Annotated in this window: 19 protein-coding genes; 12 read left to right on the forward strand and 7 right to left on the reverse strand. The window is 41.8% G+C overall.

Going from position 1 to position 26,908, the window contains the following annotated elements; all coding sequences use genetic code 11:
• Window positions 1-871: 871 nt before the first annotated feature.
• The 4 genes from ASG93_RS05540 (at window position 872) to ASG93_RS05555 (ending at window position 6,581) form a co-directional block, all read left to right on the forward strand.
• On the forward strand, window positions 872-1,870 hold the full coding sequence (locus ASG93_RS05540; RefSeq protein WP_056829667.1) for a substrate-binding domain-containing protein: 999 nt from the start codon (window positions 872-874) through the stop codon (window positions 1,868-1,870).
• A gap of 105 nt (window positions 1,871-1,975) precedes the next feature.
• Complete coding sequence (locus ASG93_RS05545) at window positions 1,976-3,532, forward strand: sugar ABC transporter ATP-binding protein (RefSeq protein WP_056829669.1); 1,557 nt, start codon at window positions 1,976-1,978, stop codon at window positions 3,530-3,532.
• Window positions 3,533-3,540: 8 nt separating this feature from the next.
• Window positions 3,541-4,506 carry an ABC transporter permease gene (locus ASG93_RS05550; RefSeq protein WP_414858842.1) on the forward strand — a complete coding sequence of 322 codons (966 nt, stop codon included), beginning with the start codon at window positions 3,541-3,543 and terminating at the stop codon, window positions 4,504-4,506.
• Window positions 4,507-4,523: 17 nt separating this feature from the next.
• The gene (locus ASG93_RS05555) at window positions 4,524-6,581 is read left to right on the forward strand and encodes a methyl-accepting chemotaxis protein (protein ID WP_056829673.1); all 2,058 of its coding nucleotides are present in this window, start codon (window positions 4,524-4,526) and stop codon (window positions 6,579-6,581) included.
• A gap of 124 nt (window positions 6,582-6,705) precedes the next feature.
• Here ASG93_RS05555 and ASG93_RS05560 read toward each other — a convergent pair whose 3' ends face one another.
• Window positions 6,706-7,593, reverse strand: a complete 888-nt coding sequence (locus ASG93_RS05560) for an AraC family transcriptional regulator (protein ID WP_056829675.1) — start codon at window positions 7,591-7,593, stop codon at window positions 6,706-6,708.
• 350 nt (window positions 7,594-7,943) lie between these two features.
• On the opposite strand from ASG93_RS05560, the gene ASG93_RS05565 reads away from it, so the two are divergent.
• From ASG93_RS05565 to ASG93_RS05600, 8 genes are all read left to right on the forward strand, one after another.
• Window positions 7,944-9,323: an ABC transporter substrate-binding protein gene (locus ASG93_RS05565; protein ID WP_056829677.1), complete on the forward strand. Its 1,380-nt coding sequence runs from the start codon at window positions 7,944-7,946 to the stop codon at window positions 9,321-9,323.
• A 69-nt stretch (window positions 9,324-9,392) separates the two neighbouring features.
• The gene (locus ASG93_RS05570) at window positions 9,393-10,274 is read left to right on the forward strand and encodes a carbohydrate ABC transporter permease (protein WP_056829679.1); all 882 of its coding nucleotides are present in this window, start codon (window positions 9,393-9,395) and stop codon (window positions 10,272-10,274) included.
• A gap of 16 nt (window positions 10,275-10,290) precedes the next feature.
• Window positions 10,291-11,136, forward strand: coding sequence for a carbohydrate ABC transporter permease (locus ASG93_RS05575; RefSeq protein ID WP_056829681.1), 846 nt, complete (start codon window positions 10,291-10,293; stop codon window positions 11,134-11,136).
• Window positions 11,137-11,175: 39 nt separating this feature from the next.
• Window positions 11,176-12,675 carry a glycoside hydrolase family 32 protein gene (locus tag ASG93_RS05580; protein ID WP_056829683.1) on the forward strand — a complete coding sequence of 500 codons (1,500 nt, stop codon included), beginning with the start codon at window positions 11,176-11,178 and terminating at the stop codon, window positions 12,673-12,675.
• A gap of 101 nt (window positions 12,676-12,776) precedes the next feature.
• A complete protein-coding gene (locus ASG93_RS05585; protein WP_056829684.1) occupies window positions 12,777-14,120 on the forward strand; it encodes a NosD domain-containing protein in 1,344 nt (447 codons plus the stop codon).
• A gap of 228 nt (window positions 14,121-14,348) precedes the next feature.
• Window positions 14,349-15,941 (forward strand): spore germination protein, encoded by a 1,593-nt coding sequence (locus ASG93_RS05590; protein ID WP_082614711.1) that lies wholly within the window; start codon window positions 14,349-14,351, stop codon window positions 15,939-15,941.
• A 22-nt stretch (window positions 15,942-15,963) separates the two neighbouring features.
• The gene (locus tag ASG93_RS05595) at window positions 15,964-17,169 is read left to right on the forward strand and encodes a Ger(x)C family spore germination protein (RefSeq protein WP_056829685.1); all 1,206 of its coding nucleotides are present in this window, start codon (window positions 15,964-15,966) and stop codon (window positions 17,167-17,169) included.
• A gap of 21 nt (window positions 17,170-17,190) precedes the next feature.
• Window positions 17,191-18,276 carry a GerAB/ArcD/ProY family transporter gene (locus ASG93_RS05600; RefSeq protein WP_056829688.1) on the forward strand — a complete coding sequence of 362 codons (1,086 nt, stop codon included), beginning with the start codon at window positions 17,191-17,193 and terminating at the stop codon, window positions 18,274-18,276.
• A gap of 88 nt (window positions 18,277-18,364) precedes the next feature.
• Here ASG93_RS05600 and ASG93_RS05605 read toward each other — a convergent pair whose 3' ends face one another.
• The 6 genes from ASG93_RS05605 to ASG93_RS05630 form a co-directional block, all read right to left on the reverse strand.
• Window positions 18,365-19,663, reverse strand: coding sequence for a glycoside hydrolase family 27 protein (locus ASG93_RS05605; protein WP_056829690.1), 1,299 nt, complete (start codon window positions 19,661-19,663; stop codon window positions 18,365-18,367).
• A gap of 123 nt (window positions 19,664-19,786) precedes the next feature.
• Complete coding sequence (locus ASG93_RS05610) at window positions 19,787-20,668, reverse strand: helix-turn-helix transcriptional regulator (RefSeq protein ID WP_156410817.1); 882 nt, start codon at window positions 20,666-20,668, stop codon at window positions 19,787-19,789.
• 110 nt (window positions 20,669-20,778) lie between these two features.
• On the reverse strand, window positions 20,779-21,669 hold the full coding sequence (locus tag ASG93_RS05615; RefSeq protein WP_235550751.1) for a carbohydrate ABC transporter permease: 891 nt from the start codon (window positions 21,667-21,669) through the stop codon (window positions 20,779-20,781).
• A gap of 25 nt (window positions 21,670-21,694) precedes the next feature.
• Window positions 21,695-22,552, reverse strand: a complete 858-nt coding sequence (locus tag ASG93_RS05620) for an ABC transporter permease (RefSeq protein ID WP_056829967.1) — start codon at window positions 22,550-22,552, stop codon at window positions 21,695-21,697.
• A gap of 175 nt (window positions 22,553-22,727) precedes the next feature.
• Window positions 22,728-24,359: an ABC transporter substrate-binding protein gene (locus tag ASG93_RS05625; protein ID WP_056829694.1), complete on the reverse strand. Its 1,632-nt coding sequence runs from the start codon at window positions 24,357-24,359 to the stop codon at window positions 22,728-22,730.
• 254 nt (window positions 24,360-24,613) lie between these two features.
• Window positions 24,614-26,875, reverse strand: a complete 2,262-nt coding sequence (locus tag ASG93_RS05630; RefSeq protein WP_056829696.1) for a helix-turn-helix domain-containing protein — start codon at window positions 26,873-26,875, stop codon at window positions 24,614-24,616.
• Window positions 26,876-26,908 lie beyond the last annotated feature (33 nt).

The raw sequence follows: 26,908 nt of genomic DNA on the forward strand, positions 1-26,908 counted from the left end.
GTCGGATCTGGCGCGACCGGACGCTAGCGCACAAAAATTGTGCGCAAGGTCGTCGGATCTGGTGCGACCGGACGCTAGCGCACAAAAATTGTGCGCAAGGTCGTCAGATTCRTCGCGACCGGACGCTAGCGCACAAAAATTGTGCGCAAGGTCGTCGGATCTGCCGCGACCGGACGCTAGCGCACAAAAATTGTACGCAAGGTCGTCGGATCCGTCGCGACCGGACGCTAGCGCACAAAAATTGTGCGCAAGGTCGTCGGATCTGCCGCGACCGGACGCTAGCGCACAAAAATTGTGCGCAAGGTCGTCRGATYCGTCGCGACCGGACGCTAGCGCACAAAAATTGTGCGCAAGGTCGTCGGATCTGCCGCGACCGGATGCTAGCGCACAAAAATTGTGCGCAAGGTCGTCGGATCTGCCGCGACCGGACGCTAGCGCATAAAAATTGTGCGCAAGGTCGTCGGATCTGCCGCGACCGGACGCTAGCGCACAAGGTAGTGCGCTTTAAGCAAATTATCCATTTATCAGGTCGTGAAGTACACGCCGCATGCTCCGAAAATTCATTTCCGGAGCATGCGGCTATTTTTTTATCTGAATGAAGATAATGGAAAATTTTCAACAGTTGCGAGAAAATTTTCTATTATTTTTTGTATTTATCACAGGTATGATGAAGACACAGAAAACAAACATCCAATCTTTTAGGGAGGTGAGGTTTCTTTTAGGTAAGTGATTAGTGTCAATCATGCTTGACTTCATTTGGGGGATTTGGTTGTATCCAAAAAGAAAAGGAGGGAGAAAAGAACAACACATCTTCCTATTGTTCGCCAAACTTATTTTTTTGAAAATAATAATAAATCGGAGGAATTTGAATATGAAACACATGAAAATGATCTTATTGCTTTTTGTTGTATTTGCACTTTCGGCTTGTGGTAAAGCAGTGGAAACAAAACCCGCAGCAGCAACTGGGGCGCCGGCAGAAACAGCTAAAGCGGCAAAAGCAGCAGATCCGACACCAGGGAAAAAAGTAGTTATCGGTTTGACCGTACAAAACTTAAGCAATCCTTTCTTCGTAGCGATGTCCAAAGGTGCGGCTGAAGCTGCTAAGAAACACGGTGGTGAAGTTATCGCAGTTAGTGCAGAGGATAATTTGGCTACACAAACTGCTCAAATCGAAGATTTTATTACGAAAAAAGTAAGTATGATTATTCTAAGCTCCGTAGATACCAAAGGTATTGCGGCAGCAGTGGGTCAAGCTAAAGCAGCAGGTATCCCAATCATTTCTGTCGATACCATTTCTGAAGGCGGCGTTAATGCGAGCGTAACTTCCGATAACGTTCAAGCAGGACGTATAGCGGGTGAATATTTGGTTAAACGGTTGAATGGAAAAGGAAATATTGCCGTATTAGATGGTCCACCGGTGTCCGCTGTAACAGACCGCATTGCAGGATTTAATGAAGCTCTCAAAGCAGCTCCGGGAATTAAAATAGTTGCTAATCAAAATGGTAACGGTAATCGTGAAACATCGCTTGCTAAGATGGAGACCATTTTACAAGCAAACGGTAAAGGACAAATCGACGCCGTATTTGCCATTAATGATCCAACAGGTATTGGCGCCAAAATTGCTGCAGAGCAAGCTGGTCGCGACAAGGAAATGTTTATCGTTGGTGTGGATGGATCTCCGGATGCAGTGACTACACTTAAAGAAAACAAAAGCTATGTCGGGAGCTCAGCACAAAATCCATTCAATATGATTACAATTGCTGTTGAAACGGCATTTAAAGTTCTTGCTGGTGAAAAAGTGGAACCATTAATTAAACTTCCAACTGACTTCATTACGACAGAAAACGTTAAAGACTATAAAGGCTGGTAATATGGAGTCTTTACTGCGATGTGGTTCCCATTTCTGGGGGGGCCACGTCGTATAATTCAATCATCAACAAACGATATAAACTAATAAATGGGTTGGAGTGAGAACATGGAAGCTGTACAAGCGGAAGCTCAGAAGAACATTTCCTCTGAATCGTCGTCAATAGCGTTAAGCATGCGAGCGATCTCCAAGTCTTTCTCAGGGGTTAACGTATTAAAAAACATCAACATCGATCTGTATAAAGGTGAAGTACATGCGTTAATGGGAGAGAACGGTGCCGGTAAGTCGACGTTAATGAAGATTATGGCAGGGATATACCGTCCGGATAACGGTGTAATTATGTATCGAGGCAAATCAATCACATGGCATAATGCGATGGAAGCGCGTGAGAAAGGCATTAGTGTCATTCATCAAGAGCTTAATCTTTCTCCGAATATAACCATAGGTGAGAACGTATTAATGGGAACCAAATTCCCGAAAAATAAGTTGGGTATGGTGGACTGGAAGAAAGTTCACGAACGAGCCCATTTCCTTTTAAAATCAATCGGATCTGATTTAGATCCTAGATCATATGTCTCAACCTTAAGTGTTGCCCAACAACAAATGGTGGAAATCGCGAGAGCCCTATCTATAGAAGCAGAAGTTCTAGTGATGGATGAACCCACAGCTTCATTAACACACAAAGAAATAGATAAGCTGTTTATTATTATTAATGAATTAAAGCAAAAAGGTGTTGCGATTGTTTACATTTCACATCGTATGGATGAAATTTTTAAAATTTCGGATCGCTGTACCATTTTGCGTGATGGAGAGTGGATTACATCGATTCCTATCGCCGAAACCAATCCGGAGCATCTGGTTAAGACAATGGTTGGCCGTGAATTAAACGATTTATTTCAAAAACCGCCTTCACATACGAGTTGGATTAAAGGTAAAACGCCGGTTTTAGAGGTTAAAGGTTTATCTGATAACAAAAACGTAAAGGATATTTCGCTCGAGGTGCATTCAGGAGAGATTGTTGGGATTTCAGGACTGGTAGGGGCAGGAAGAACAGAATTAGTCAGAGCGATCTTTGGTTTATCGGAAATATCAGCAGGTGAAATTCTGATTAACGGTCAACCTGTGAAAATCTCTTCTCCTGAGGATGCTATACGTCATGGTATTGCTCATGTTCCGGAAAGTCGTAAGGAACAGGGATTATTCTTGAATATGTCGGTCAAAGAAAATATTATGATGGCTGAAATGTATAAATATCGAAAAGCAGCCCTCTTAGATTGGTCACAAATAAGTAATGAAGCTGACATGTATATAAGAGAACTAGGCATTAAAACGGCAAACAAAGAACAAAAAGTGGTCAGCTTAAGCGGAGGAAATCAGCAAAAAGCGCTGCTTGCTCGTTGGTTATCCATCCAGCCAAAAGTGCTATTGTTAGATGAGCCGACAAGAGGTGTTGATATTGGCGCCAAGACCGAAATTCATAAAGTTATTTGTAAATTAGCCAAAAACGGTCTTGCTGTGTTAGTCATTTCCTCTGAACTGCCAGAAATATTAGCGTTGAGTGACCGCATACTTGTTATGCATGAGGGTAAATTACGGGCAAACCTTGGGCGCGAAGACGCGACACAAGAAAAGATCATGTATTATGCAACGGGGGAGATCAAATGAGCGCTGGAATGGAAGTAGTCGTTAATAAAAAACAAAATGTTGGATTTTCCGTGAGAAAAATTTGGAATCAACTAGGCATGTTAATTGTGTTAGTTGCTATTTGCATCATACTCGCTATTTTTGCACCTAATTTCACGGATACGGGGAATATTCTCAATATATTAAAACAATCATCCGTTAACGGAATTCTTGCAGCGGGTATGACATTAGTAATTCTGACTGGCGGGATTGATTTATCTGTGGGATCTACGATCGCACTTTCAGGCGTTATTTCCGTACTGCTTTCAAAACAAGGAATTAACCCTTTTATTTCCATGTTCGCTGGGATTGCGGTGGGATATGCAGCAGGCTGGATCAATGGTTTCCTGACTGCAAGAACCAAACTTCCATCCTTTATTGTTACATTAGGCAGTATGACTTATATAAGAGGCGCTGCTTTTGTGATTAGCGGGGGATTACCTACCATATTGGCTTCGGAACCCTTTAAGTTTGTTGGATCAGGGAAGATACTATCGGTTCCAACCCCCATTTACATTATGCTCAGTGTATATATTGTTATGTTTATCGTACTTAAATACACGATGTTTGGCAGACATATTTATGCGATTGGCGGTAATGAAGAGGCAGCGAGATTAACAGGTATTAAGGTTGAAAAGACGTTAATTAATGTGTATGCCATTAGTGGTTTATGTGCGGGATTAGCTGGCGTAGTACTTGCAGGGCGTTTAATTTCCGGTCAGCCGAATGCTGGAAGCATGGCCGAGCTTGATGCTATTGCTGCTGTTGTACTCGGCGGTACGAGCCTAGCTGGAGGAATTGGCCGAATTCAAATGACGATTATCGGTGTGTTAATTTTAGGTGTAATAAGAAATGGATTGACGCTTTTAAATGTTAGCTTTTTTTGGCAAACCGTTATAACAGGTATTGTTATCGTACTTGCGGTGTTATTAGATCGTTTGCGTAGTGATAAGTAAGAGGAGAGGCTGTTAATATGGTAAAATTTCGTTTCAGAAGCATTCGTACCCGCACAATAGTCACGATTCTACCATGGTTAATTTTATCGATGGTTGTGTTGTCTGCATTAAGTTACAACTATTCTAAGCATATCATCAATGCAGAAATTCAAGATAAAATGGCATATCAATTAAACGCAACGATTAACAATATGCAAACCATATTAACAGCGCACAGTAAAATACCTGAAAGTTTAGCACGAACGATTGAACCTGTAGGTGACAAGATTGATAAAGGCAAATATTTTCAAATCATTCAAGGCTTGTTGTCGACAAACCCTGATACCTTTGGAGTTGGGATTTGGTATGAGCCCTATCAATATAAAAATTATTTACAATATTACAGTTCCTATGCCTATCGGGATAACGGCCGAATTTTATTTTCCAATGATTATGATACGAAAGAATATAATTATCCCGAAAAAGATTGGTATCTACTTGGTAAAAACACAAAGGAAACAGTGGTATGGACGGATCCGTTTTTTGATAAAACCTCGGGCGCTATGATTTTAACAACAACAGTACCCTTTTATAATAACAATAAGTTTCAAGGGGTTGTAACAGCCAACATCAATTTGACCAACTTGCAGCAGAAAATTTCAAATATTCATGTTGGAAAAGATGGATGGGCATTTTTGTTGGATCGTAATGGGAACTTTATTGCTAATAAAGATAATCAGGGTTCAACGAATCATCAAATCATGAATGATCCTAATGTAAGCTTGGCACAAATTGGCCAAGAAATACTTTCGAATAACAATGGAAATGCCGTTTTTAATGACGATACAGGTTCCAATAAAGTTTATTATCAGACGGTTCCGGAAACATCTTGGAAACTGGCTATCGTCATATCGCAGAAGGAGCTTTACCAGAAGCTAAACGATTATTTTAGCATCTCGCTTATGATTATAATTGTGTTGATATGTTTTATTATCATGGTGATTTATTTCTACAGTTTATACATTACCAATAACATTAAGAAAGTAAATATTCTTTCTCAATCGATGTCAAGCGGGGATTTAACCCAGACTATATCTGTAAAAACGGTCGATGAATTTGGCCAAATGGGCACAAATCTAAATACAATGGCAAGTAACTTGAAGTCCATTTTATTGCAAGTATCTGAAAGTGCGAAAAGCGTATCTGAAACTTCTGTTCTTTTATCCAATAATGCGGAACAATCCGCGAAAGCAACAGAAGAAATTGCACAATCGATTCAAGAAGTAGCGGGTGGTACACATACACAACTTTCATTAACGGATGAAGCTGTTGAAGAAACAACAGACATGTTTGTGAATATCAAAAAAATTACGCAACGAATTGAACTTGCAAGCCAATCAGCAAAGGATGCGCTGCAAACGGCCATTGAAGGAAAATCGGATATTGCTGAAGCAATAAATCAGATTAATTTGATTTCACGAAACTCAATCGATTCGGTTAGGATCATCCGCCAGCTAGAAGAGAAGTCCAAAAAGATCAATCATATTATGACCTTACTATCCACTATTGCCAAGCAAACGAAAATGCTTGCTTTAAATGCAGGTATTATTGCCGCCCACGCAGGATCAAATGGAAAAACATTTTCGGTGATTTCTAGTGAAATTCGCCTTCTTACTGAAAATTCAACGATATCAAATCATGAGATCGAAACATTAATAACAGAGATCCAGGAAGATATCTCGCATGCAGTGAAAGTTTTGGAAGATGGAGATTCATCGATTCAAGATGGGAGACTGCTTACGAAAAAGGCAGGAGATTCCTTCACTACGATTCTTAACTTAGTCGATGGGGTATCTGGGCAAGCGGGTGAAATGACCAATGAAATTATAATGATTCAAATGAATATGCAGAAAATGGTTGAAAACATGGAGGTAGTCTCTAATCTCTACGGAAGTTCAGCAAGTTCAACCAATCACATCTCGGCAACGACAGAGGAACAGACAGCGGCAATCCAAGAAGTTGCTTCCTATTCCAACGAATTAGCCCATATGTCTAAGGTCTTACAACAATCTGTGGCTTCATTTAAACTCAAGTAATTTATAAATCGGATGTGATTAAGCGATACATAGACTAATTGACTTTACGTGATGCTAGTAACATTAGGTGGTCTGCTTTTAGCTGATAGGCAATTTGGGGAAATCTCAAATAACCTAGGAATAGCTATTCAGACCTTCTTTTGTCATTCTTTTTCCGATAAAAAGAAGGATTAACGCCTTCTATTTTTTTGAACGCTTTACTGAAAGAATGAATATCCGGAAATCCGATAAGTTCCGCAATTCTTTTTAAAGGTTCATCAGTGAATTGGATCATCTCTCTTGCTTTTTCTATTCTCATTAATTGGTGATAGTGGATAGGACTCATTCCAAATGTTTGATTAAACAGGGTGATCAAATAGTACTTGCTGATTCCAGATATTTTGGCAAGTTCATCTAAAGTCACCCTTTGACCAATATTATGCTTTAAGAAAATTCTGACTTGCTCCAACTCATTGATATTGGAAAATAAGTGAGGATTTCTGTTCCAATAGTTTTCGCGCAATAATGCGGTGAATAATTGAATAAATAATCCCTTAATATTTAATTCATAAAATGGCAGCTTCATTTGAAATTCTCTTATAATTTCATAAAGTAATTTTTCTATAGCTAAATGATACTGCAACCGTATATGACTAGCTAGAGGAATAGTTAATCTGTCAATCTCGTCGCTTCGGAACCACTTCTTTTCATCGTTTGTCATATTTTCTAATTTTTTAAAAGAAACTTTAACATCGGGACTATCTTCTTGATAGAACAAATCAAAATGCAAATGGGGCTGTCGAACTAAATCAGTTCCAATTTTACTAATCGAATGCCTTTGTTTGGGGCGAAAGAAAAATATGTCACCTGGTTCTCCAAAATAAACATCATCCTCTACAGTAACTTTTAATCTGCCTTCTTTGAGATAAAGGATTTCATAGTCAAATAATACCCTTTCCTCCAAAAACCAAGGAAATGAGACGTAGCTATCCATAGCAATTCGTAAATAAGGAGACAGATTGTGTAAGTTCAAGTATTAACCTCCAACCAAAATATTTGACAAATTAATCATAATTTAAGCCAACGACAATGTTTCATTATTAGTATATCATTGGTTTTGTGGAAAAGAAAACGTTTAACTGAGAAAAGAAAACGTTTAACTGGAAAAAGAAAACGTTTTCCGAGAAAATCAAACGGTTTTCGAGAAACACAATTTTGGATAATCTTTTCTGTTTACTTGGGGGGATTGCCTGGGGATATTTGAGGGTATTGGAAAGCATAATGACAAAACAAATGAAAAGATGAAGGAATGAACGCTTGGCAACCTAATAGTCCTTTAAAGGGACTACCATTTGTTAAATAATAATGAGGGGGTAACTTTTTATGAAATTAAAAGGTAAATTATTATCTGGTGTTCTTGTACTATGCATGTCTTTTTCAGCGATTTTGGTTGGATGTTCTAGTAATGAAAAGAACCCTGAAAGCTCTGCGTCCAATAAAGGACAACAAACTTCTGAGAAAGGAGCATCTGGCTCGTCGGATAAATCCATCACGGTTCTGCTTGAGGGCGGAAGTCCAGCCAATACGGTCGCCAGCCAAACGGCGGAAGAATTTAAGCAAAAGACTGGCTATGAAGTGAAGATTGAAACGGTTCCCTACATCGGTGTCTATGACAAATTGAATGTAGAAATGAAAGCTAACTCAGGAGCATACGATGTTGCCACGATCGATATCTTGTGGTTTCCTGCTTTGGCAAAAAACTTGGTAGCTATGGATGACTTAATGACGGATGAGGTCAAAAATGATTTTGTACCTAATGTAGTCGATGGCGGTAAAGTGAACGGTAAAATTCTGGGCATGCCGGTTTGGACGAACTCAAAAATTTTATTGTATCGAACCGATTTGTTTAATGATCCGAAGGAACAAGATGCATTTAAGGCTAAATATGGATATGATTTGAAGCCGCCTACGAATTGGCAGCAATACAGGGATGTCGCCAAGTTCTTTACTCGTGATACGAATAATGATGGGACTACTGATCTATATGGTACAGGCGTATTAGGAATGAATAACGGGGATTCAGTTGCCAGTTGGTTGGATCATGCCGCACAATCAGGAGCCAAACCGTTGGTTGTGGGCAAAGATAATAAAGCCTTAGTCAACTCGGCACCATATGTAAAAGCTCTGGAATTTGAAACAAAGATTTTACGTGAAGATAAGTCTGCGCCAGAAGGTGCACTAAACATGGCGTCTTCTGAAATTTCTGAAATGTTTTGGAATGGAAAAATGGCTATGATGCTTGAGTGGGCTCATTTCTTTGTCCCCTCTAACGATCCAGCCAAATCGAAAGTAGCGGGGAAAGTGGGGGCGGCGCCAATGATTGCCGGAGAATCCGGGGTAGGGGTTGTACCAGGACCTTGGTATCAAGTGATCCCGAGCACTTCCAAAAAACAAGATATCGCAAAACAATACGTGAAATTTATTTATGAAAAAAATGAATTGTTTATGAAAGCATTAGGAGTGGCTGCACGAAAATCGGTCTTTGACAAATACGGCCAAAAACCTGAATATGCACACCTGAAAGCACTTGAAACTACACTGGCTGCCAGCCAAACACAAAATCGTCCAATATTGCCACATTGGAACGAAATCGAAAATGAAGCATTAGTCTCTGCAATTCAAGTAGCTCTCTCCGGAAAGGAAACACCGCAAGAAGCATTAAACAGAGCTGCAGCAAAAATAAACGAGATACAAGGAAAATAAATGGAAAAAGGGGCTCAGGTTCGAGCCCCTCTTTAACCGAATTCCAATTCTCACAGAAGGATGATGGATATGTCCCTAAGAGATCAGAGGCTTTCTTTCTTATTTTTTCTACCGGCTTTCGTCTTCATGATCTTGTTTTTTGTTTACCCAATGATGTTGCTTTTTAAAGATAGTTTTTTTGATGATGAAGATCCTTCAAAATTTATTGGTCTACAGCATTATTCTCACGCTTTAACTTCGGACACATTCTATCAATCCTTACACAATACAATTGTGTATGTGATAGGTGCAGTTGCAATTGAGTTAGTATTGGGCATGTTTCTTGCTCTTCTGCTAAGTACAGGGTTTAAAGGCGCCAATATCATTCGCACTTTGCTTTTGAGTCCGTTAATGATTTCTCCTTTGGTTTGTGGTTTAATATGGAAATTTATGCTAAATGACCAATTTGGTATCTTAAATGTAATTATATACAAATTAGGTTTGATTAAGAATCCTCAAAGTATCTTGTGGTTATCTGACAGTAAGTTGGCTTTAATTTCCTGTATGATTGCCGATGTATGGCTTACCACGCCATTTATGATGTTGATATTATTAGCGGGCATACAAGGTATACCTGAAAGTTTATACGAAGCTGCCCGCATGGACGGAGCAAATAAGTTTCAAAACTTTTTGCATATCACACTGCCAAGTTTAAAACCGGTCATTTTAGTTGCAGTTGTCATACGTATGATTGATGCAGCTAAATCCTTTGATATTATTTGGGTGATGACACAAGGCGGTCCGAATGGTTCCTCTTCCTTAGTAAGCACATTAATTTATAAATCGGTAGCCAGATACAATCAAGAGGGCTTTGCAAGTGCAATGGCGGTAATCTTTATGATTATATTGCTGGCGATATGCTCATTCTTTTTTAAACAATTCTGGAATCCTCATAAGAAAGCGGTTCGATAGGAAGGAGATCAGCAAGATGATTGTAACCTTGAGTAAACAAAAATCCAGAGTTACCGAGATACTTGTCTTCGTCATATCAAGTTTCTTTTTGTTAGTTACTTTATTCCCATATATGTATCTTGTATTGTCTTCATTGAAACCGCCAAATGAAGTGATCTCCACAAACCCATCGTTATTGCCTTCTGTTTTTACTTTAGCCAATTATAATGCCTTGTTTCATCAACTGGCAATCGGCAAATATTTTGTTAACAGTCTTATAACTGCAATGTCAGGTACACTATTGAGTGTTTTTCTGGGTTCATTAGCTGCTTATGGCTTAACCAGATTTGCATCAAAGTTAGGGAATTTATTTCTACTTTTTACTTTGGGTGTTCGTATGACGCCTCTGATTAGTGTTGCAATACCGATGTATCGTATTATTGGGCAATTAGGTTTAATGGATACAAAATTAGCATTAGTTTTAGTCTATACCAGCATAAACATTCCGTTTGTTATCTGGATGATGATTGGTTTTTTTGACAATTTGCCAAAAGAGCTTGATGAATCTGCGCGTGTCGACGGATGCGGGATGTTTGGAACTTTTATGCGTATTATCTTACCGATCTCGCTGCCTGGAATCGCAACTACCTCAATTTTTAGCTTTATGCTTTCCTGGAATGATTTCTTGTTCGCATTACTTTTAACAAGCACTTCGGCCAAAACGGTGCCAGTAGGAATTTCAGAGTTTTTAACAGCTTACGGTTTGGATCTAGGCCCCATGACGGCTGCGGCAACCATATTTAGCGTGCCTGTCATGCTATTTTCGTTTGTAATGCAAAAATACATTGTTCGCGGAATGACAATGGGTGCTGTTAAAGAATAGAGAATTTGAATGATGAAATAAAGAGTGGAGGAAATATTGATGCAATATGATCACCATACGTTCCATAATCTCATGTTAGGTAAAGCAGAACAATCGGCTGCAACTATAAAGGACCATGTGGGTAAAGACCCTATGCGCTTAAAGTTTCATTTTATGCCTCCCGCCTATTGGATGAACGATCCTAACGGGCTTATATACTATCAAGGAGAATATCATATGTTTTACCAGTTTCACCCCTATTCAGCCGAGTGGGGTCCGATGCATTGGGGCCATGCAAAAAGTAAAGATTTGGTTCACTGGGAACACCTTCCTATTGCACTTGCGCCAAGTGAAGTCTACGATCTTGACCAAAAAGGCGGATGTTTTTCCGGAAGCGCCGTCGATGACAACGGGATATTGACTTTGATCTACACCGGCACGATTATGAAGGAAGGGCGTGTCATTCAAACCCAATGTATAGCTTCCAGTACCGATAGCGTGACATTTCAAAAATATGTAGGAAATCCGATTATCTCTGTTCCTCCAGAAGGGAGTTCCTCTGATTTCAGGGATCCGAAAGTATGGAAACACGAAGATAAATGGTATATGGTCGTAGGTTCAAGTAAAGATGGAAAAGGAAGAGCCTTGCTTTATCGCTCGAATGACCTGTATGTATGGGAGTATGTAAGTGTATTGGCTGAGAGTGACGGTACGATGGGTACGATGTGGGAATGTCCGGATATTTTTCAGCTTGGCGATCGTTATGTACTAATGTTCTCCCCAATGGGAATGGGTGAAAAAAAAGCGAGTTATTTAACTGGTTCATTAGATTATAGTAGTGGGAAATTTACTTGGGATTATTGCGGAGAAGTGGATTGCGGGTTCGAGTACTATGCTCCTCAATCCTTCCTTGATGATAATGGAAGACGAATTATTATAGGTTGGTTGAACGCTTGGGATTGGATGCCGTGGTTTCAAAATTTCGGTCCCACTTTTAAAAACAATTGGTGCGGCGCGATGTCCATTCCAAGAACTGTAGAAATGGACGATGACGGACATTTGAGATTTCTTCCAGTTGAAGAATTAAAGGCGTTACGGGGGGGACATTTCCATCTTGACCGTACGGCGATTGAAGGGGAAATACAAGCGCTTCCCCGATCGATAAAAGGGGATAGTTTAGAGATTGTGGCGGAATTCAATCTGAAAAATTGCCACGCGGAGGAATTCGGCTTCAAAATGCGGGTGTCGGATGACGGCAACGAGGAGACGGTACTCTCTTATTCGCCTAAGACCGGAGAACTTCAATTTGATAGAAACAGATCGGACGGATGGAGTCAGGGGATTCGAAAATGTAAACTGGAATCTGCCGATAAGGATACATTAAGGCTGCATATCTACTTAGATACTTGCGTTGTTGAAGTATTTGCGGATGAAGGGCGCACGACAATGACCAATAACATATATCCCAATCCGTACAGTATAAACTTGAAACTTTTTAGCCTTGGAGATAAGGTTGAACTCATTTCTCTTGATATATGGCAACTTCACTCTGTCTGGTGAAGGAAGACTGTGAAAGTAAGAAAATCGCCTCATCCTGCCTTCTTGGCAAGGATATTGGCGATCTTTTTGACCATATAATTAATTGATAGGAGAATTTAATTATGGCTAGTGAAAATTATTACGACGTAACAGAGTGGCCTGTCGGTAATCCGTATGAGGATATTGGTGAGGTAATCAATAGCATTATAGCAGATATTAAAAGTAGGCAAACGGACACTGATGTGAATAAAGGCGGAAAGCCGGGTGCGGTTATCTATATTCCACCGGGAGATTATCATCTTGGCAGTCAAGTAGTTATAGACATCAGTTATCTTAAAATTATGGGTTCTGGACACGGGTTTACATCTTCGAGTATTCGTTTTAATACTTCTGAGAATGAATGGGCGGATTTGCATGAATTGTGGCCGGGAGGAAGTCGCATACTCGTAGATATTCCCCTAGAAGTAAATGACGAGGAATATAAAGGAGCTGCATTTTATGTTGAACGAAGTGGAAATCCCCGAATAAGTTCGGTAGAGTTTTCAGACTTTTGTATTGATGGATTGCATTTTATTGAAGATGGTTCAGGAGAAACAAATCCGGAAAACACATACACTAACGGGAAAACGGGTATTTATGTTGCAAGTGCTTGTGACTCATTTCGGATTACAGGCATGGGGTTTGTGTATTTAGGGCATGGAATTACTATTTATCATGCAGATGCACTGACTATACATGATAATTTCATAGCTGAATGTGGTAACTGTATAGAACTACGAGGTTGGGGACAGGCTTCAAAAATAACCGACAACTTGATAGGAGCCGGTTTTAAAGGATATTCAATTTACGCTCAAAATTTTGGTGGACTTTTGATTACAGCGAATAATGTTTTTCCACGAGGTGCGAGCAGTATCTATTTTGATGGTGTGACACGTTCCAGTATCACAAATAATAGACTTCATTCATTTTATCCAGGAATGGTGGTATTCAGGGAAAATTGTTCGGAAAACTTGGTTTCTTCAAATCACTTTTTACGTGACCATGAACCTTGGACTCCTTTTCTGGGAATAGACAATGGTTTAGATGATTTGTATGGTCTCCTCTATATCAGTGGCAATAACAATTCTGTAATTGCTAATCACTTTTCTGAAGGAATTAATACTCAGAACATCAAGCCGATAGGTGCAACACCTGTAATCATACGTATTGTTTCGGGTAATGGAAATTATATTTCTAATAATCATGTTGTTGCCACGGAGGTTCATGCCAAGATAAGTGATTCTTGTTTCTCTGCGCAAGTAGACGCTTTGTTGACTACCGAAGCATCAGAGCCGCTTACTGTATCAACAGTGTTGGTAGAAAAAGAATCGCTTCAAAATACGATTCTTGATTCGGGAAGTGATGCGCAGGTTGTAATGGACAAGACTGTAAATGCATTCAGAGCCACTCCAACGCCAGGAGCATAAATAATATATTCAACAATGTTTTTGTGGTAGTTTTTGTTCCAAAGTTTCTAATTTTTTGGGTGCTTCCTAGCGATGGAAGTGCCTCTTTTTAACAAAAATACATTGTTCGCGGAATGACAATGGGTGCCGTTTAAGAATAGGGAATCTATACCCCATCGGTTATGTATAACTCTATGGAGTGGGGGGGAGAATGGGAAATATTACATTTACATCTAGGTGGGCTTTTTAATGAATAAATTTCTGCAGCGTTTTGCCCCGAAATATAAGGAGAGCTCGCAACAAGACGTTCAAGTAAACACGAAACAAGATGATACACTATCAAACAGCCTTGAGCAGAATATCTTAAAAATATCAGAGTTAACGGGAAACAGCTCAGATATTTCCATTCGTACCTTTCAAGGGGCTAATTGTTTACCTATGGCTATTGTATATATAACCGGTCTAACCGATACCTTGGTCATTAACGATAACATTGTGAATCCGATTATGTCCGATATAGAAATAAATTCAACTCAGCAAAGGACTTTAGTCAATTCATTTACGGCTATTAAAGATAAAATTCTTACCGTTAGCGCCACAAATACCGTGAGTAAAATAGATGACTTAATGTCGGCTTTGTTCAAGGGAGATACCATTATTCTTGCAGAGGGCTGGGATCAAGGTATTTCCGCAAGTTCTTCCAAATGGCTACATAGAGGCATAGAGGAACCTTCTTCCCAATCCGTTATTCGGGGACCAAAAGATGGATTCACTGAGGATATAAGTATTAATGTAGCGCTAATCCGGCGTAGAATAAAAAGTTCGAATTTATGGAAAATAGATCGAAAAATAGGAAGGGTGACCCAGACTGACGTAAGTGTCATGTATCTTAAAGGGACCGCCAATGATTTAGTGGTGAACGAGGTGCTTCAAAGGCTCGATCGTATTGAAATAGATGGCATTCTGGAAAGCGGATACTTGGAAGAATTTATACAGGATCAAACCTTCACCCCATTCCCCACAATCATAAACACGGAACGTCCTGATAGTGTTGCGGCCTCCATTTTGGAAGGACAGGTCGCCGTCTTGGTGGATGGAACACCATTTGTACTTATACTTCCCATCACCTTCTTTAAATTTTTTTTAGCTAGCGAAGACTATTATCAGAGGTTCGATATCGCTACCTTTCTGCGTCTTTTGCGTTTCATTTCGTTTACCATTTCTATGATTCTACCTTCTTTATATATAGCAATCACGACTTTTCATCAAGAAATGATTCCTACGACCCTTCTGGTCAGTCTTGCAGCACAAAGGGAAGGTATTCCTTTCCCCGCATTCTTTGAAGCATTAATGATGGAATTCACGTTTGAGGTATTAAGGGAAGCGGGAGTTAGAATGCCCAGGGCCATTGGTTCTGCAATTTCCATCGTTGGAGCACTTGTTTTGGGACAGGCGGCTGTTGAAGCAGGTCTAGTATCAGCAGCCATGGTGATTGTGGTTTCTTTCACGGCAATTTCCAGTTTCGTCATTCCAGCTTTTAATATCTCCATTGCCGCCCGGTTGATCCGGTTTATTTTGATGGTTCTTGCCGCAGCCTTAGGATTGTTCGGGATTATGTCTGGCCTCTTCTTTCTCTTGATCCATCTGTTGTCTCTTCGCTCTTTCGGTGTTCCCTATTTAACACCATTAGCGCCATTCGTGCCAAACAACATGAAAGATACCTTTGTAAGGGTGCCTTGGTGGATGATGGTGACCAGACCACGTCTTTTCGCAAAGGAAAATTATGTTCGCCAAAACATAAATAAGCGTCCTGGACCTTCCGACAAGGAAAGCGAAAAGTAAGACAACAAAAGGGGACAAGGACATGAAGCGAAGACTATTCATGATGTGGACCATCCTCATGGTATTATTTGAGAGCGGGTGTTCGAACCGTACCGAACTAAATAAATTGGGGATCATCAACGCAATCGCCTATGATTTAGACGAAAAGAATCAATGGGTATTGACCTTTCAAGTCATCATACCGAAGTCAACTCAGAGTAAATCCGGCGGCGGCTCCCAATCACCGGTTACTGTCTATTCAGCGAAAGGAAAGACCATATTGGAGGCCATTCAAAAGAGCGAACTAGAAGCTCCACGCCACCTCTTTTTTTCCCATACGCAAGCCATTATTATCAGCAGGCGGGTTGCTGAGTACGGAATAAATCAACTATTGGACTCTAACTTGAGAAGTTACGAATCAAGGGAAAATACGAATGTTCTTCTTTCTGATGGAGATGCAAGCAAAGTGTTGGAAGTTCTTACGCCAATAGAAACCATTCCCGGAAACGCGATTTCCAATTTGACTAGCGAGCAGGGAGACAGGCAATCCAACTTGGTTCCATCCAGAATACATGATTTGATGTCCATCATGACGAATCATTCGGCGAGCGCTACGTTACAAGAAATCAAAATCTCTGGTGAGCAGCAGGGTCAGACTTCATTGGATATTCTCAAAAAAACGCGAAGCATGGCAGTCATGAAATTGGATCGAGTCGGGGTATTTAAACAAGATAAATTTGTGGGATGGTTAAGCCGAAATGAAAGCCTTGGGTTACCTTGGATCACGAATCGCTTAAAGAAAAAGACCATCGTCTTTTCATGTGAAGGGGAGAAGCAAAATGATAAGCTGTCCTCTTTTTTGGTTGGAAAATCACGTACTGCATTAAAACCGAAAATTTCGGACGGTAATTTGTTAATGTCCGTAGAAATTGATACGAAAGGAAGCTTCATTGAAACGGCATGTCACCTGGATCTGAAGAAGGCCGAAGCCTTGAACAGACTTGAGAAATATATCCAGGAACAAATCAAAAAGGAAGTGGAGCTTTCATTTCAAGCCGTGAAAAAGATGAAAGCAGACACCTTGGGCTTTGGTGACGCCTTCCATAAGGCATATCCGCAAGCCTGGAAAAAACTGAGCAAGAACTGGGAGGATGAGTTTGCTGAAGTGAAAATGGACGTTAAGGTTAAGGTAACGATTCAACGAACCGGAATGATTGATGACTCCTTTTCCAAGATATCCGGTGAATAAGAATCAGAACAGGGGCAAAGTATGGAGCGGATCAGCAAATATCAGTTAGGCTCGATGATTATCTTATTTGAAATCGGAAGCACCCCTTTATTTGAATTAGGGATCAAAGCCAAACAAGATGCTTGGTTAGTGGTCATTACTAGCATGCTGCTTGGGGTTCTACTGCTCTTACTCTTTCTGGCGATCCAACGCAGGGAATCGGAGAAAAACTTGAGCCAGATCCTCATTCAATATTTCGGTCCGGCTGTGGGGAAGTTTGTGTTATTGCTCTATGCCTTGATGTTTACTTATGAAGCCATGCGAAATTTGCGTGATATTGGAGATCTTACGATCTTAACCATTCTTCCTCGTGGTCCCATCTTTCTCATTATGCTGATTATGATCACTTTATCCATCTATGTAATTTACAAAGGGATCGAAGTCTTCTTTCGGTTGGCTGAATTTCTCGTGGCGGGTGTGCTGTTGTTTTATTTTATTTTGATCATCATGCCTTTTGCTTCCGGAATTGTGCACTTGGATCGTCTTCTTCCTATCTTGGAGAATGGAATGCGGCCTGTCTTACTGGAAAGCTTATCGGAACACCTCTGGTTTCCATTCGGCCAAATGGTGGTTTTCCTGATGTTCTGGACCTATCTAAACGAGAAGAAAGAATTGTCTAAAACATCGATTCGATCTTATTTCGTATCTGGCATGGTTATTCTTCTCACGAATATGATTAACCTGACCGTTCTGGGCCCGCAATTAACGAGCATCAGTACCGTGCCCCTGCTGCAATCCGTACAGTTGATTCAGATCGCCGAAGTATTTGAACGTTTTGACTCGCTTGTCATTCTGCTTTTTTATACGGGAATATTTATCAAAGCAACAATATGGTTTTTGGCCGCGGTCCTAGCGTTATCTCAGTTATTTCGTACGGATTATCGAAGGTTTGCCCTCCCTGTGGGAGGAATCATGTACGTCATTTCCTTTCTCCCGCGAAGCTGGCAGTCGCATTTAGAAATTGGGAAAGTCGTTGCTAATCAATTCATGATCAATAAGATTTTCATTGGAGTCATACCTGCCCTTCTACTTATTGTGATGTTAGTAAAAGGGCGCGGCAACAAATGATTTATGCGAATTACCGTTGGACAAATGGGCAAAAGGCCGCATTCATCGTTTCGCCGAGTATTCTTGGCAAGACGAGGTACAAATGGATTTACGTTACGGAAAACAAGGCAGCGAGTCTCACAAGAACAGCTCCATGAGGCGGAACGGCCGTCGACAGCCTATCCTGAATAGGGCTGATTTCTTTGCCTGTCCAAAGCTCCTTGCCTTGAACCTTCCCTTTGATTTCAAGTTGGGTAAGGGTAACACTAGCTTCCATAACCGTATCTCCGGTATTGAAGAGGGCTACATAGCGTTCTCCCTCATTGCCGTATGTTGTCCAGACAATGGTATGTTCTTCGCGCTTCACTAGTTTGGCCCCGTTGCTGTTGCGATGCATGGCCAGAACGTCACGGTTCGTCAGAAGAGAAAGCGTCCACTCGTCGTTATCACGAAGCTCGCCGCCGAACATAAGCGGTGAACGGAAGAGGCTCCATAGCGTCATCATGGTCAACTGCTCATCGCGCGTGAATCTTGTCCATCGGTCAGCGCCGCCGCCATCAACTGAACGGATACCGATATGGCCGAGAGGCAGCATATCACAGTCCGGCCAGACGCCTGGAGCAGGTCGACCTTGCCACTTCTCGCAACGATCGAACATGTCGAGCAGCAGCGGCCATAAATCCCAAAAGTCATCCGTTATCCGCCACATGTTCGCTTGTGATTCGAAGAAGTCCGCATACTGGGTTGGTGCCGGCCCTGGAGATAAGCTCAAAACCATCGGTCTTCCGCAGTGGTCTATAGCACCACGTATGAGCTGAATCTCATCTTTGTGTGTGTCATACAGCCTGGAAGCAGCAATATCGTCGACCTTGATGAAATCAACGCCCCATTCCGCGTACAGTTCAAAGAGTGAATCGTAATAGGCTTGAGCGCCTTCTTTGGAAGCATCTATGCCATACATGTCCGTATTCCATGGACAGATCGAATTGGTATGGGCAATGTCCCGTGCCGTAACATGTGTACCTTTTAGGGGCGTATTGTTGTGAACGGCCTGGCGAGGTATTCCCCGCATGATATGAATGCCGAATTTAAGCCCAAGACTATGCACATAGTCGGACAAGGGGCGAAATCCTTTTCCGCCTTCAGCGGAAGGAAAACGGTTGACGGCTGGCATAAGCCGTGAATATTCATCGGTTTCCAGCGAGACAAAAGGGCGGTATTGCGAGGAAACCGCTCCGGGCTCGTACCATTGGATATCAACAACGACGTATTCCCACCCAAAGGACAGTAAATGCTCCGCCATATACTGGGCATTCCCACGAACCTCTTCCTCTGTCACTGCTGCTCCGTAACAATCCCAACTGTTCCATCCCATAGGCGGCGTAAGCGCAAATTCTTTATGCAACATGATGTAGTCCTCCTCAAAGATACACGATCGAAATAAATTGCTTTCTCGATCTAATTGTAGCCCTGATATAGCCTGAATTCTATAGTAATTTCGAACAATGTATGGTAAAAAATTGCGGTTGTGTCAGTCGAAAAAGAGACGGCTGTATACCAGACTTTCGCTGCCTGAACGAAAAGCCCCCGGTGTTTGACCGGTCAATCGGCGGAAAACCTTAATGAAATAACTACCGCTTGAGTATCCTAGCTGCTGTGCAATGTGCTCGATGCTGTACGACGTTTGGCGCAGAAGCTCCATCGCCCGTTCTGTTCGGATCCGATTTAGATAATCGTTTGGGGTCATCCCGACGACAGCAGAAAAGGTTCGTAGAAAATGGTATTTGGAAATGTGGAGCTCCTCCGCCAACTTGTCCAAACTAATCATACTTGCGTAATGAATATCCATATAGTTTGCGGCCTGAATGACTTTGTCCGGCCAGCCCTCCCGATTGCTATGGCTGGAGGCTGCGTATCGGCAAAGCTCCGAAATAAACTGAAAGACATAAGAAGAAGCCATGTGTGGATCCGAAATGCGTCCTGCTTTGGCTTGAATGAAGATGTCGCGCAGCAATCGGATGGGCGCACTTCCCACAGGCAGATCAGGGGTGCTGCCAATTCTGGACTTGGCATCAAGCCAATTCGGCAGGATGAGCTGGGGGCGGATTAACAAGAAATAAAACTCCCAGGGTGTGTGATCACCTGCATAGAAATATCGGTGGTTACCGGGAATTTCAGTGAGAAAGGCTTTCCCTGTATCGATTCGCTCCCGGCCTTGATCCGATTCAAATACCCCTTCACCCTTTATCGTATATTGAAAAAGGAGAAGGGGCCCGTCTGTCCTCGATTGGCCATCCCAATAATAATCGCTGCTCTGGATGCGGTCATGTCCGACCGCGAATAAACTGCACATCGAAAGCTGAGGAAATTCGGAGAATCGGAAGCCAAAAGTGCCATAATCCGTGTCAAACATGATCAAACAACAACTCCTCATGCATGCAATAATCATCGTTGAAGTCATTGTAGCATGGGAGTGATCCAATATCGATTGGGTTCGCTGATTTTGTCGCGGAAAGGACACGGTCAGCCTTTTATCGAGCCGATTAATACGCCTTTTTCAAAATATTTTTGGATAAAAGGATAGAGGATTAAAATCGGCAGCGTAGATACGATGATAACGCCATACTTGATTTGATCGGCATATTTTTGCGCATAGCCTCCCGCATCACCGCCAACGCCTGCGCCATTTGCAAAAACCTGATTCGATAAAAGAATATCCCTTAATATGATTTGCAGCGGCTGCAGCTCATTTTTTCTAATATAAATTAAAGCCGTGAAGAAATCATTCCAGTGTGCGACCAAGTAATAAAGGCCGATAACGGATATAAGCGCTTTGGACAAAGGCATAGCCACCTGTATAAAATACTTGAAATGAGAACAACCGTCCATGGCAGCTGCCTCATACAATTCCGATGGCAACGTTTCAAAAAAAGTTCGTGCAATAATGAGATTGAACACATTAACGGAGAATGGCAAAATGAAAACCCACATTGTGTTTGTCAAGTGCAGAGATTTTATCAATAAGTAAGTTGGAATTAATCCGCCGTTAAAAAACAACGTAATGACGAAGATCAACATTAATGCACGTCTAGCCATAAATTCTTTCCTCGATAGCACATAGGCTGCCGGTAAAGTGAACAGCAAATTTACAAAAGTTCCGAGAAATGTGTATACAAGTGTATTTCGATAACCGACCCAAATTCTGGCGTCTTTAAAAATTTCCTGGTATCCAAAAAAACTGATGCCTTTCGGCAGAAATAAGACATGACCGGTTGAAACAAGGGTAGAGTCACTAACAGATGCAATAATGATAAAGTACAACGGATATGCAATGATTAAAAATATCAAGACACATAGTACGAATAGAATGAGACGGAATATGATTTCATTGCCATTCTTGCTTAATAGACTCAAGTCTGCTCCCCCCTTCGACATCCAATCACCATAGACTCATATTTGAAAATCTCTTCGAGATGGCGTTCACGGCAATCAAGAAAATAAAATTAATGACCGTATTGAACAAACCAATGGCCGACGAGTAACTGAATTGATTAGATACAATACCGATCTTATATACATAAGTGGCAATAACCTCGGAAACAGGGAGATTTAACGCATTTTGCATTAAAAAGATTTTTTCAAAGCCGGTGCCGAGCACATTCCCCATGCTGAGAATAAACAAAATAATCATCGTAGGCACAATAGCAGGTATATCCACATAACGGATCGTTTGCCATCTGCTGGCCCCATCAATTTTGGCGGAATCATACAATTGCGGATCGACCGTGGAAAGCGCAGCTAAATAAATAATGCTGTTCCATCCGCAATGCTGCCAAATGTCGGAAAGCACATAGACGGGCATGAATGTATTTGTAGAAGCCAGCAAGTTAACATCGCCCATACCAATGGACTTCATCAAGTGTCCAACAATGCCGGTTTCGGGCGATAATAGGACATTTAGCATCCCAACTAGTACAATGGTCGAAATAAAGTGGGGTAAATACACCGTCGTTTGCAAGGTCTGTTTTGCTTTTTTTCTTCTGATCTGATTCAGTATCAATGCCAGAATAATAGGAGCGGGAAACCCGAGAACAATCGACGCCAAACTGATGGTAAACGTATTTTTCATTAAATCGACAAACAAATAGCTGTTCATAAATTGTTTGAAATAGTAGAGTCCGTGCCATGCTCCACCCGTAAGGCCCTTGGAAAAATCATAGTCGCGGAAAGCGAGTTGAATGCCGTACATCGGCACATAATTAAAAATTAAAATGACGGCGATTGCCGGGAAAATCATGATCCACAATTGATGGTCGCGTTTGAATGTGCTTACAATGGTCGGTTTTCTAGCTAATCGAATACTTGCCGTATGTTTATCTATTTCGCTTATTTGAGAGCTCATCCATGCATTCTCCCTTTTAGAGAGATGCTATGCCGTCCGTATAGAAAGCATAGCATCTATCATCATGCTATTATTTGTTCTTGCTCATGAAGCTATCGTAGTATTTTTGCATAATCTCGATATTTTGCTGCAAACCGGCTTTTTGGCATTCTTTCACATAAGCATCCCACTGGGCGTCAATGCCGCCTTTCGTAACCCACTGCGCAAATTTGGGATTCGCCAAATTCATGAGGTTCGTGTTATTCAAGCTTAATGTGCTATTGTCTGCAGTTGAATATTTGATAAACAAGTTAGGGAAGACGTCGGTCTTCGTACTCACACTTAGAGCGCTCTTCAGCGGTTCGGATTGCGTGAGAACCTCGCTCATATCTTTGCCGAGATTCAATTTTAAAGCATCAGCAATATACATAGGTCCGTTATCCGCCATAGATGACGTCCATTTCCATGTACCAGGATCCATTTTTGAATCTGTCGGCGGCAATACGCTGTAACTGTCATCTCCATTATCCTTAATATTCGTACCTAATGAACCGAACAAGACTTGCATGCTGACTTTAGGATCATACAATTTATTGATGAATTTCATTGCTGCGTCTTTATTCTTCGTTTTCGCCGACATGACTACCATGTTGCTTCCAAAGTTTAGGGAGTTGTAATCATAGCTCCAAGATAGTTTAGTGTTAGAATCTGCTGACCTCTTTAATGGGGACATCGACGCATATTGCGGCGCCACCTGGTCTCCGAATCTGTCCGATGCGACCCAACCCCATGTGAAGCCGACTTTCGCCATATCTCCGGTGCCGCGGGCAATCGACTGGTATTTCGTGTAATCGTGCGTAAATACTTCTGGGTTAATCAACCCGGCTGCGTAGCATTTATTCAAGAATACGACCAAATCTTTAAAACGTTCGTCGATCAGGAAGTTTTTCACTTTCCCGTTTTCCACATAATAGCCTTGGCCGCTTCCATCGGATAATGTAATGCCCTCACTTCCCAGGAGAACTGCTGGATTGAAATATCCGCCGATACCTCCCGGCCAGTCCATAGGGATCTCATCATTCAAATCGCCGTTACCGTTAGCATCTTTTTCTTTAAACGCGACCAGCACGTTAAATAATTCATCCCACGTAGTCGGCATTTTTAATCCCAGATTGTCCAACCATTTTTTATTGATAAATTGTCTTGTAGCAGAAGCGGGCCAAAAACGTTGGTATTTGGGCAAACCGTAAATTTTTCCGTCAGGTTGCGTGGCAATGACTTTTGTTTCGGGTTTAGCATTAAACATCATCTGCACATTCGGAGCGTCTTTGTTGACCAAATCGGACAAATCTTGGAACAGGCCTTGAAATTGCGCAAAATCGGCATCTGTAATGACATTAGGACCAACAAATAAATCCGGAACATCACCGCTGGCAAGCATGGTACCTTTTTTCTGTCCCCAGTCTGCTGTAATCTCTTGCCACTTGATTTCTACACCAGCTTCTTCTTCCGCTTTTTTCAGCCATTCCATTTCTGCGAGCGGTTTCGTAAGCGGGTGTTTGACCATGATGGCCGTTAATTGTACTTTGGCACCGCTTTTACCTGCATTTCCCGAACCAGAGTCGCTAGTTCCTTCAGTTTTGGAGCTGGATTCGCTGCAGCCTGCCATTACTACGGCAGAAACCATAAACAATGATAGTACAACTGCTAATTTTTTACGCATTGCCGTCATCACCCCTCAAAAGATTTGGTTATGCACAATCCTTACCGATTTCACCTTAACTTTAATCTGCATTCGAGGAGGCGTAAACGATCAGTTTTTGATGAATCCCCATTTTTTGAAAACGCTTTACAACGGTATTGGAAAACGCTTGCAAATGCCTCTTACAGGCGGATTTCAAAAATTGCATATCTTCAAAAAATGCGTCTTTACGAAAAAAAACGGCTACCACGCGGCCTACAACGGGTAGCTTCTTTTCATTTGTTTGAATCCCGATATTGGCCCGGCGTAATGCCGACTACCTTTTTGAAGGAGCGAATAAAACTCGACGTATTCGAATAGCCGACTTGCTGCGCAATCAATTCCAGCGTTTCATCTGATCTTCGAAGTAATACAATGGATTTTTGAATACGAAGCTGATCGATATATTCCTTGAAATTTTGTCCCATCGTTTTCTTGAAGTGATAGCTGAAGCCCGAAATCGACATGCTAAAATGATCGGCAATGAGCTGCAGCGAAAATTCAGGATACATGCCATTTCCTTCAATGAACGCAAGGATGTCATTCTGTGACGCTGATCTGGTAGTTGGCTGTGAGCTGCGAATGAGATCGCAAAGCTTGCAGCAGCTTTCACGCATAATATCGATCATCTGCTGGGTCGTGTAACGATGAAGGTAAGAGACGCTGGTCAATTGCAGCAAGCTTTGGTCGCCCTGCCGGAAACGCTGCAGTCCATTGAATATGACGATGACCGTGTTCAAGTAAACAGCTCTGACCATATGCGGCGGCGTACCGTCGTGCCCGATATAGGTGATGATGCGCTCCATAACCGATTCAACTGCGGGGACGTCGTTTTTTAAAATGAATAGTTCAAGCGATTGCAGTTGTTCTGCAAAATAGGAAACTGCGCTGGTTTGCTGGACTTCGATTTCGTCAAAAACAAGAACCGAGTATTGATTCCGGACCCGAAGGTGTTCGGCAGCGCGAATGGCTTGCAAATAAGATAGGTGAACTCCTTCCGGGGATTGCCCCGGTGTTCCAATTCCGATCAGCGTACGTATGCCAGTCTGTTTGAGCAGCTCCTGTTGAAGAACGCAGAGATACGCTTTTAATTGAAAGATCGGGTTATGTGAGCCAACAAAGACGATCTCTTGATTATAAATGCTATTGAAGAAGTACCCTTGAAGTCCTTCTGGCAGTCTGGGCTCCTCCACCCGGCAATATTCAGCAATCGCTTCGATGCCGCCTTCTTTTGTTTCGCAAGAAAGGACAGCAACAGCAATATGAGAATAGTTGAAGTAAACGCCGTACGGATCGGCCTCCTTTTGAAACGCCTCCCATGTCGGGTAACGGTCGCATATCAGCTCGAACAACAGATTATCACGCATGACAGGCAGCGTGCTTTTTACCCTCTCGTCCAGCCTGCTGTTGGCGGAGGAAAGCTGATCCAGCGCATACCGTATCGTATCGACTTCGTTCATTGTTCTCGGCTCTCTTAGTGTAAACAGGTTTTTAGCGAAATGGACCAAACCTTTGATCGGATGATAATTTTTACGGATGGACACATAGATGACGATCACTTCAAGTAATAAAATCAAAATAAAAAGAACGACAGTGTTGCGCTGGATCAATCGGATATCTTGCAACGTTTCAGACACTGCCCTTAGAGTGACATATTTCCACCCGTTTTTATCAGATACTTCGTGCGAAACGATAAAAGATTTGCCGTTGATCTGATAAATACCAGATCCTGACCGACGTTCACCCAAACCAGACACCAAATCTTTGAATTCACTCGAATGACTGTAGGAGGTTTCATTTGAAGCAACCAAACGGTTTCCCTTCGGGTCGAAAATAAAGAAATCACCAGTAAAAGCTTCGGAAACCGACTTCATCAGCCGGATAATTGTTTCCTCTTTCACCATGATGAGCACTGTACCGGGCGAGTTGAGGCCGCCTAACGGTAACGGAGATAAGAACGTCAGCATTCGCGTCCGGTTATTACCGGATACGATGACGTTTTCCGCAGGCCGAACCGTTGGTGTTGTCAAGTTGTTCAATTCCTCGAACATGGCTTTATGCGGCCAATTTTCATAATAATATCCGACGCCCGGACTCTCAAAGTCATGAATACTGTAGGCACTTCCTGTCTTGGCAAACAGAAAGCCGATGCTTTTCACATACAAGAAGGTGTTATCGATGAATGCATCCGTCGCATTGTATTTCCGCATTTCGTTTGCAATAACGATTCTTTGATAATCGTCGTCTCCAGCCAAGTACAACTTGATCTCCTGGTTGTTCACCAGCTCTGACGGAAGGTTGTACACATAACGGGTGAAAATATCCATCGAATTCATAAACTGTTCGGTGACATGCGTGTTCCAGTCCATTTCCTTTTGCTTCACAACTTCCGTCGAATTCGGGTAATAGTAGAATAGAATAACAATGACGGGAAACAGCAGCACCAATATATAGGAAATCAACAATTTGGCTAACAGGTTGAACCTGCTTTTTTTCATAAGTGTCCCCCTTCTGGAATACGCCGCAAAATA

The organism is Paenibacillus sp. Soil787, from assembly GCF_001429545.1.
Classification (GTDB): domain Bacteria; phylum Bacillota; class Bacilli; order Paenibacillales; family NBRC-103111; genus Paenibacillus_E.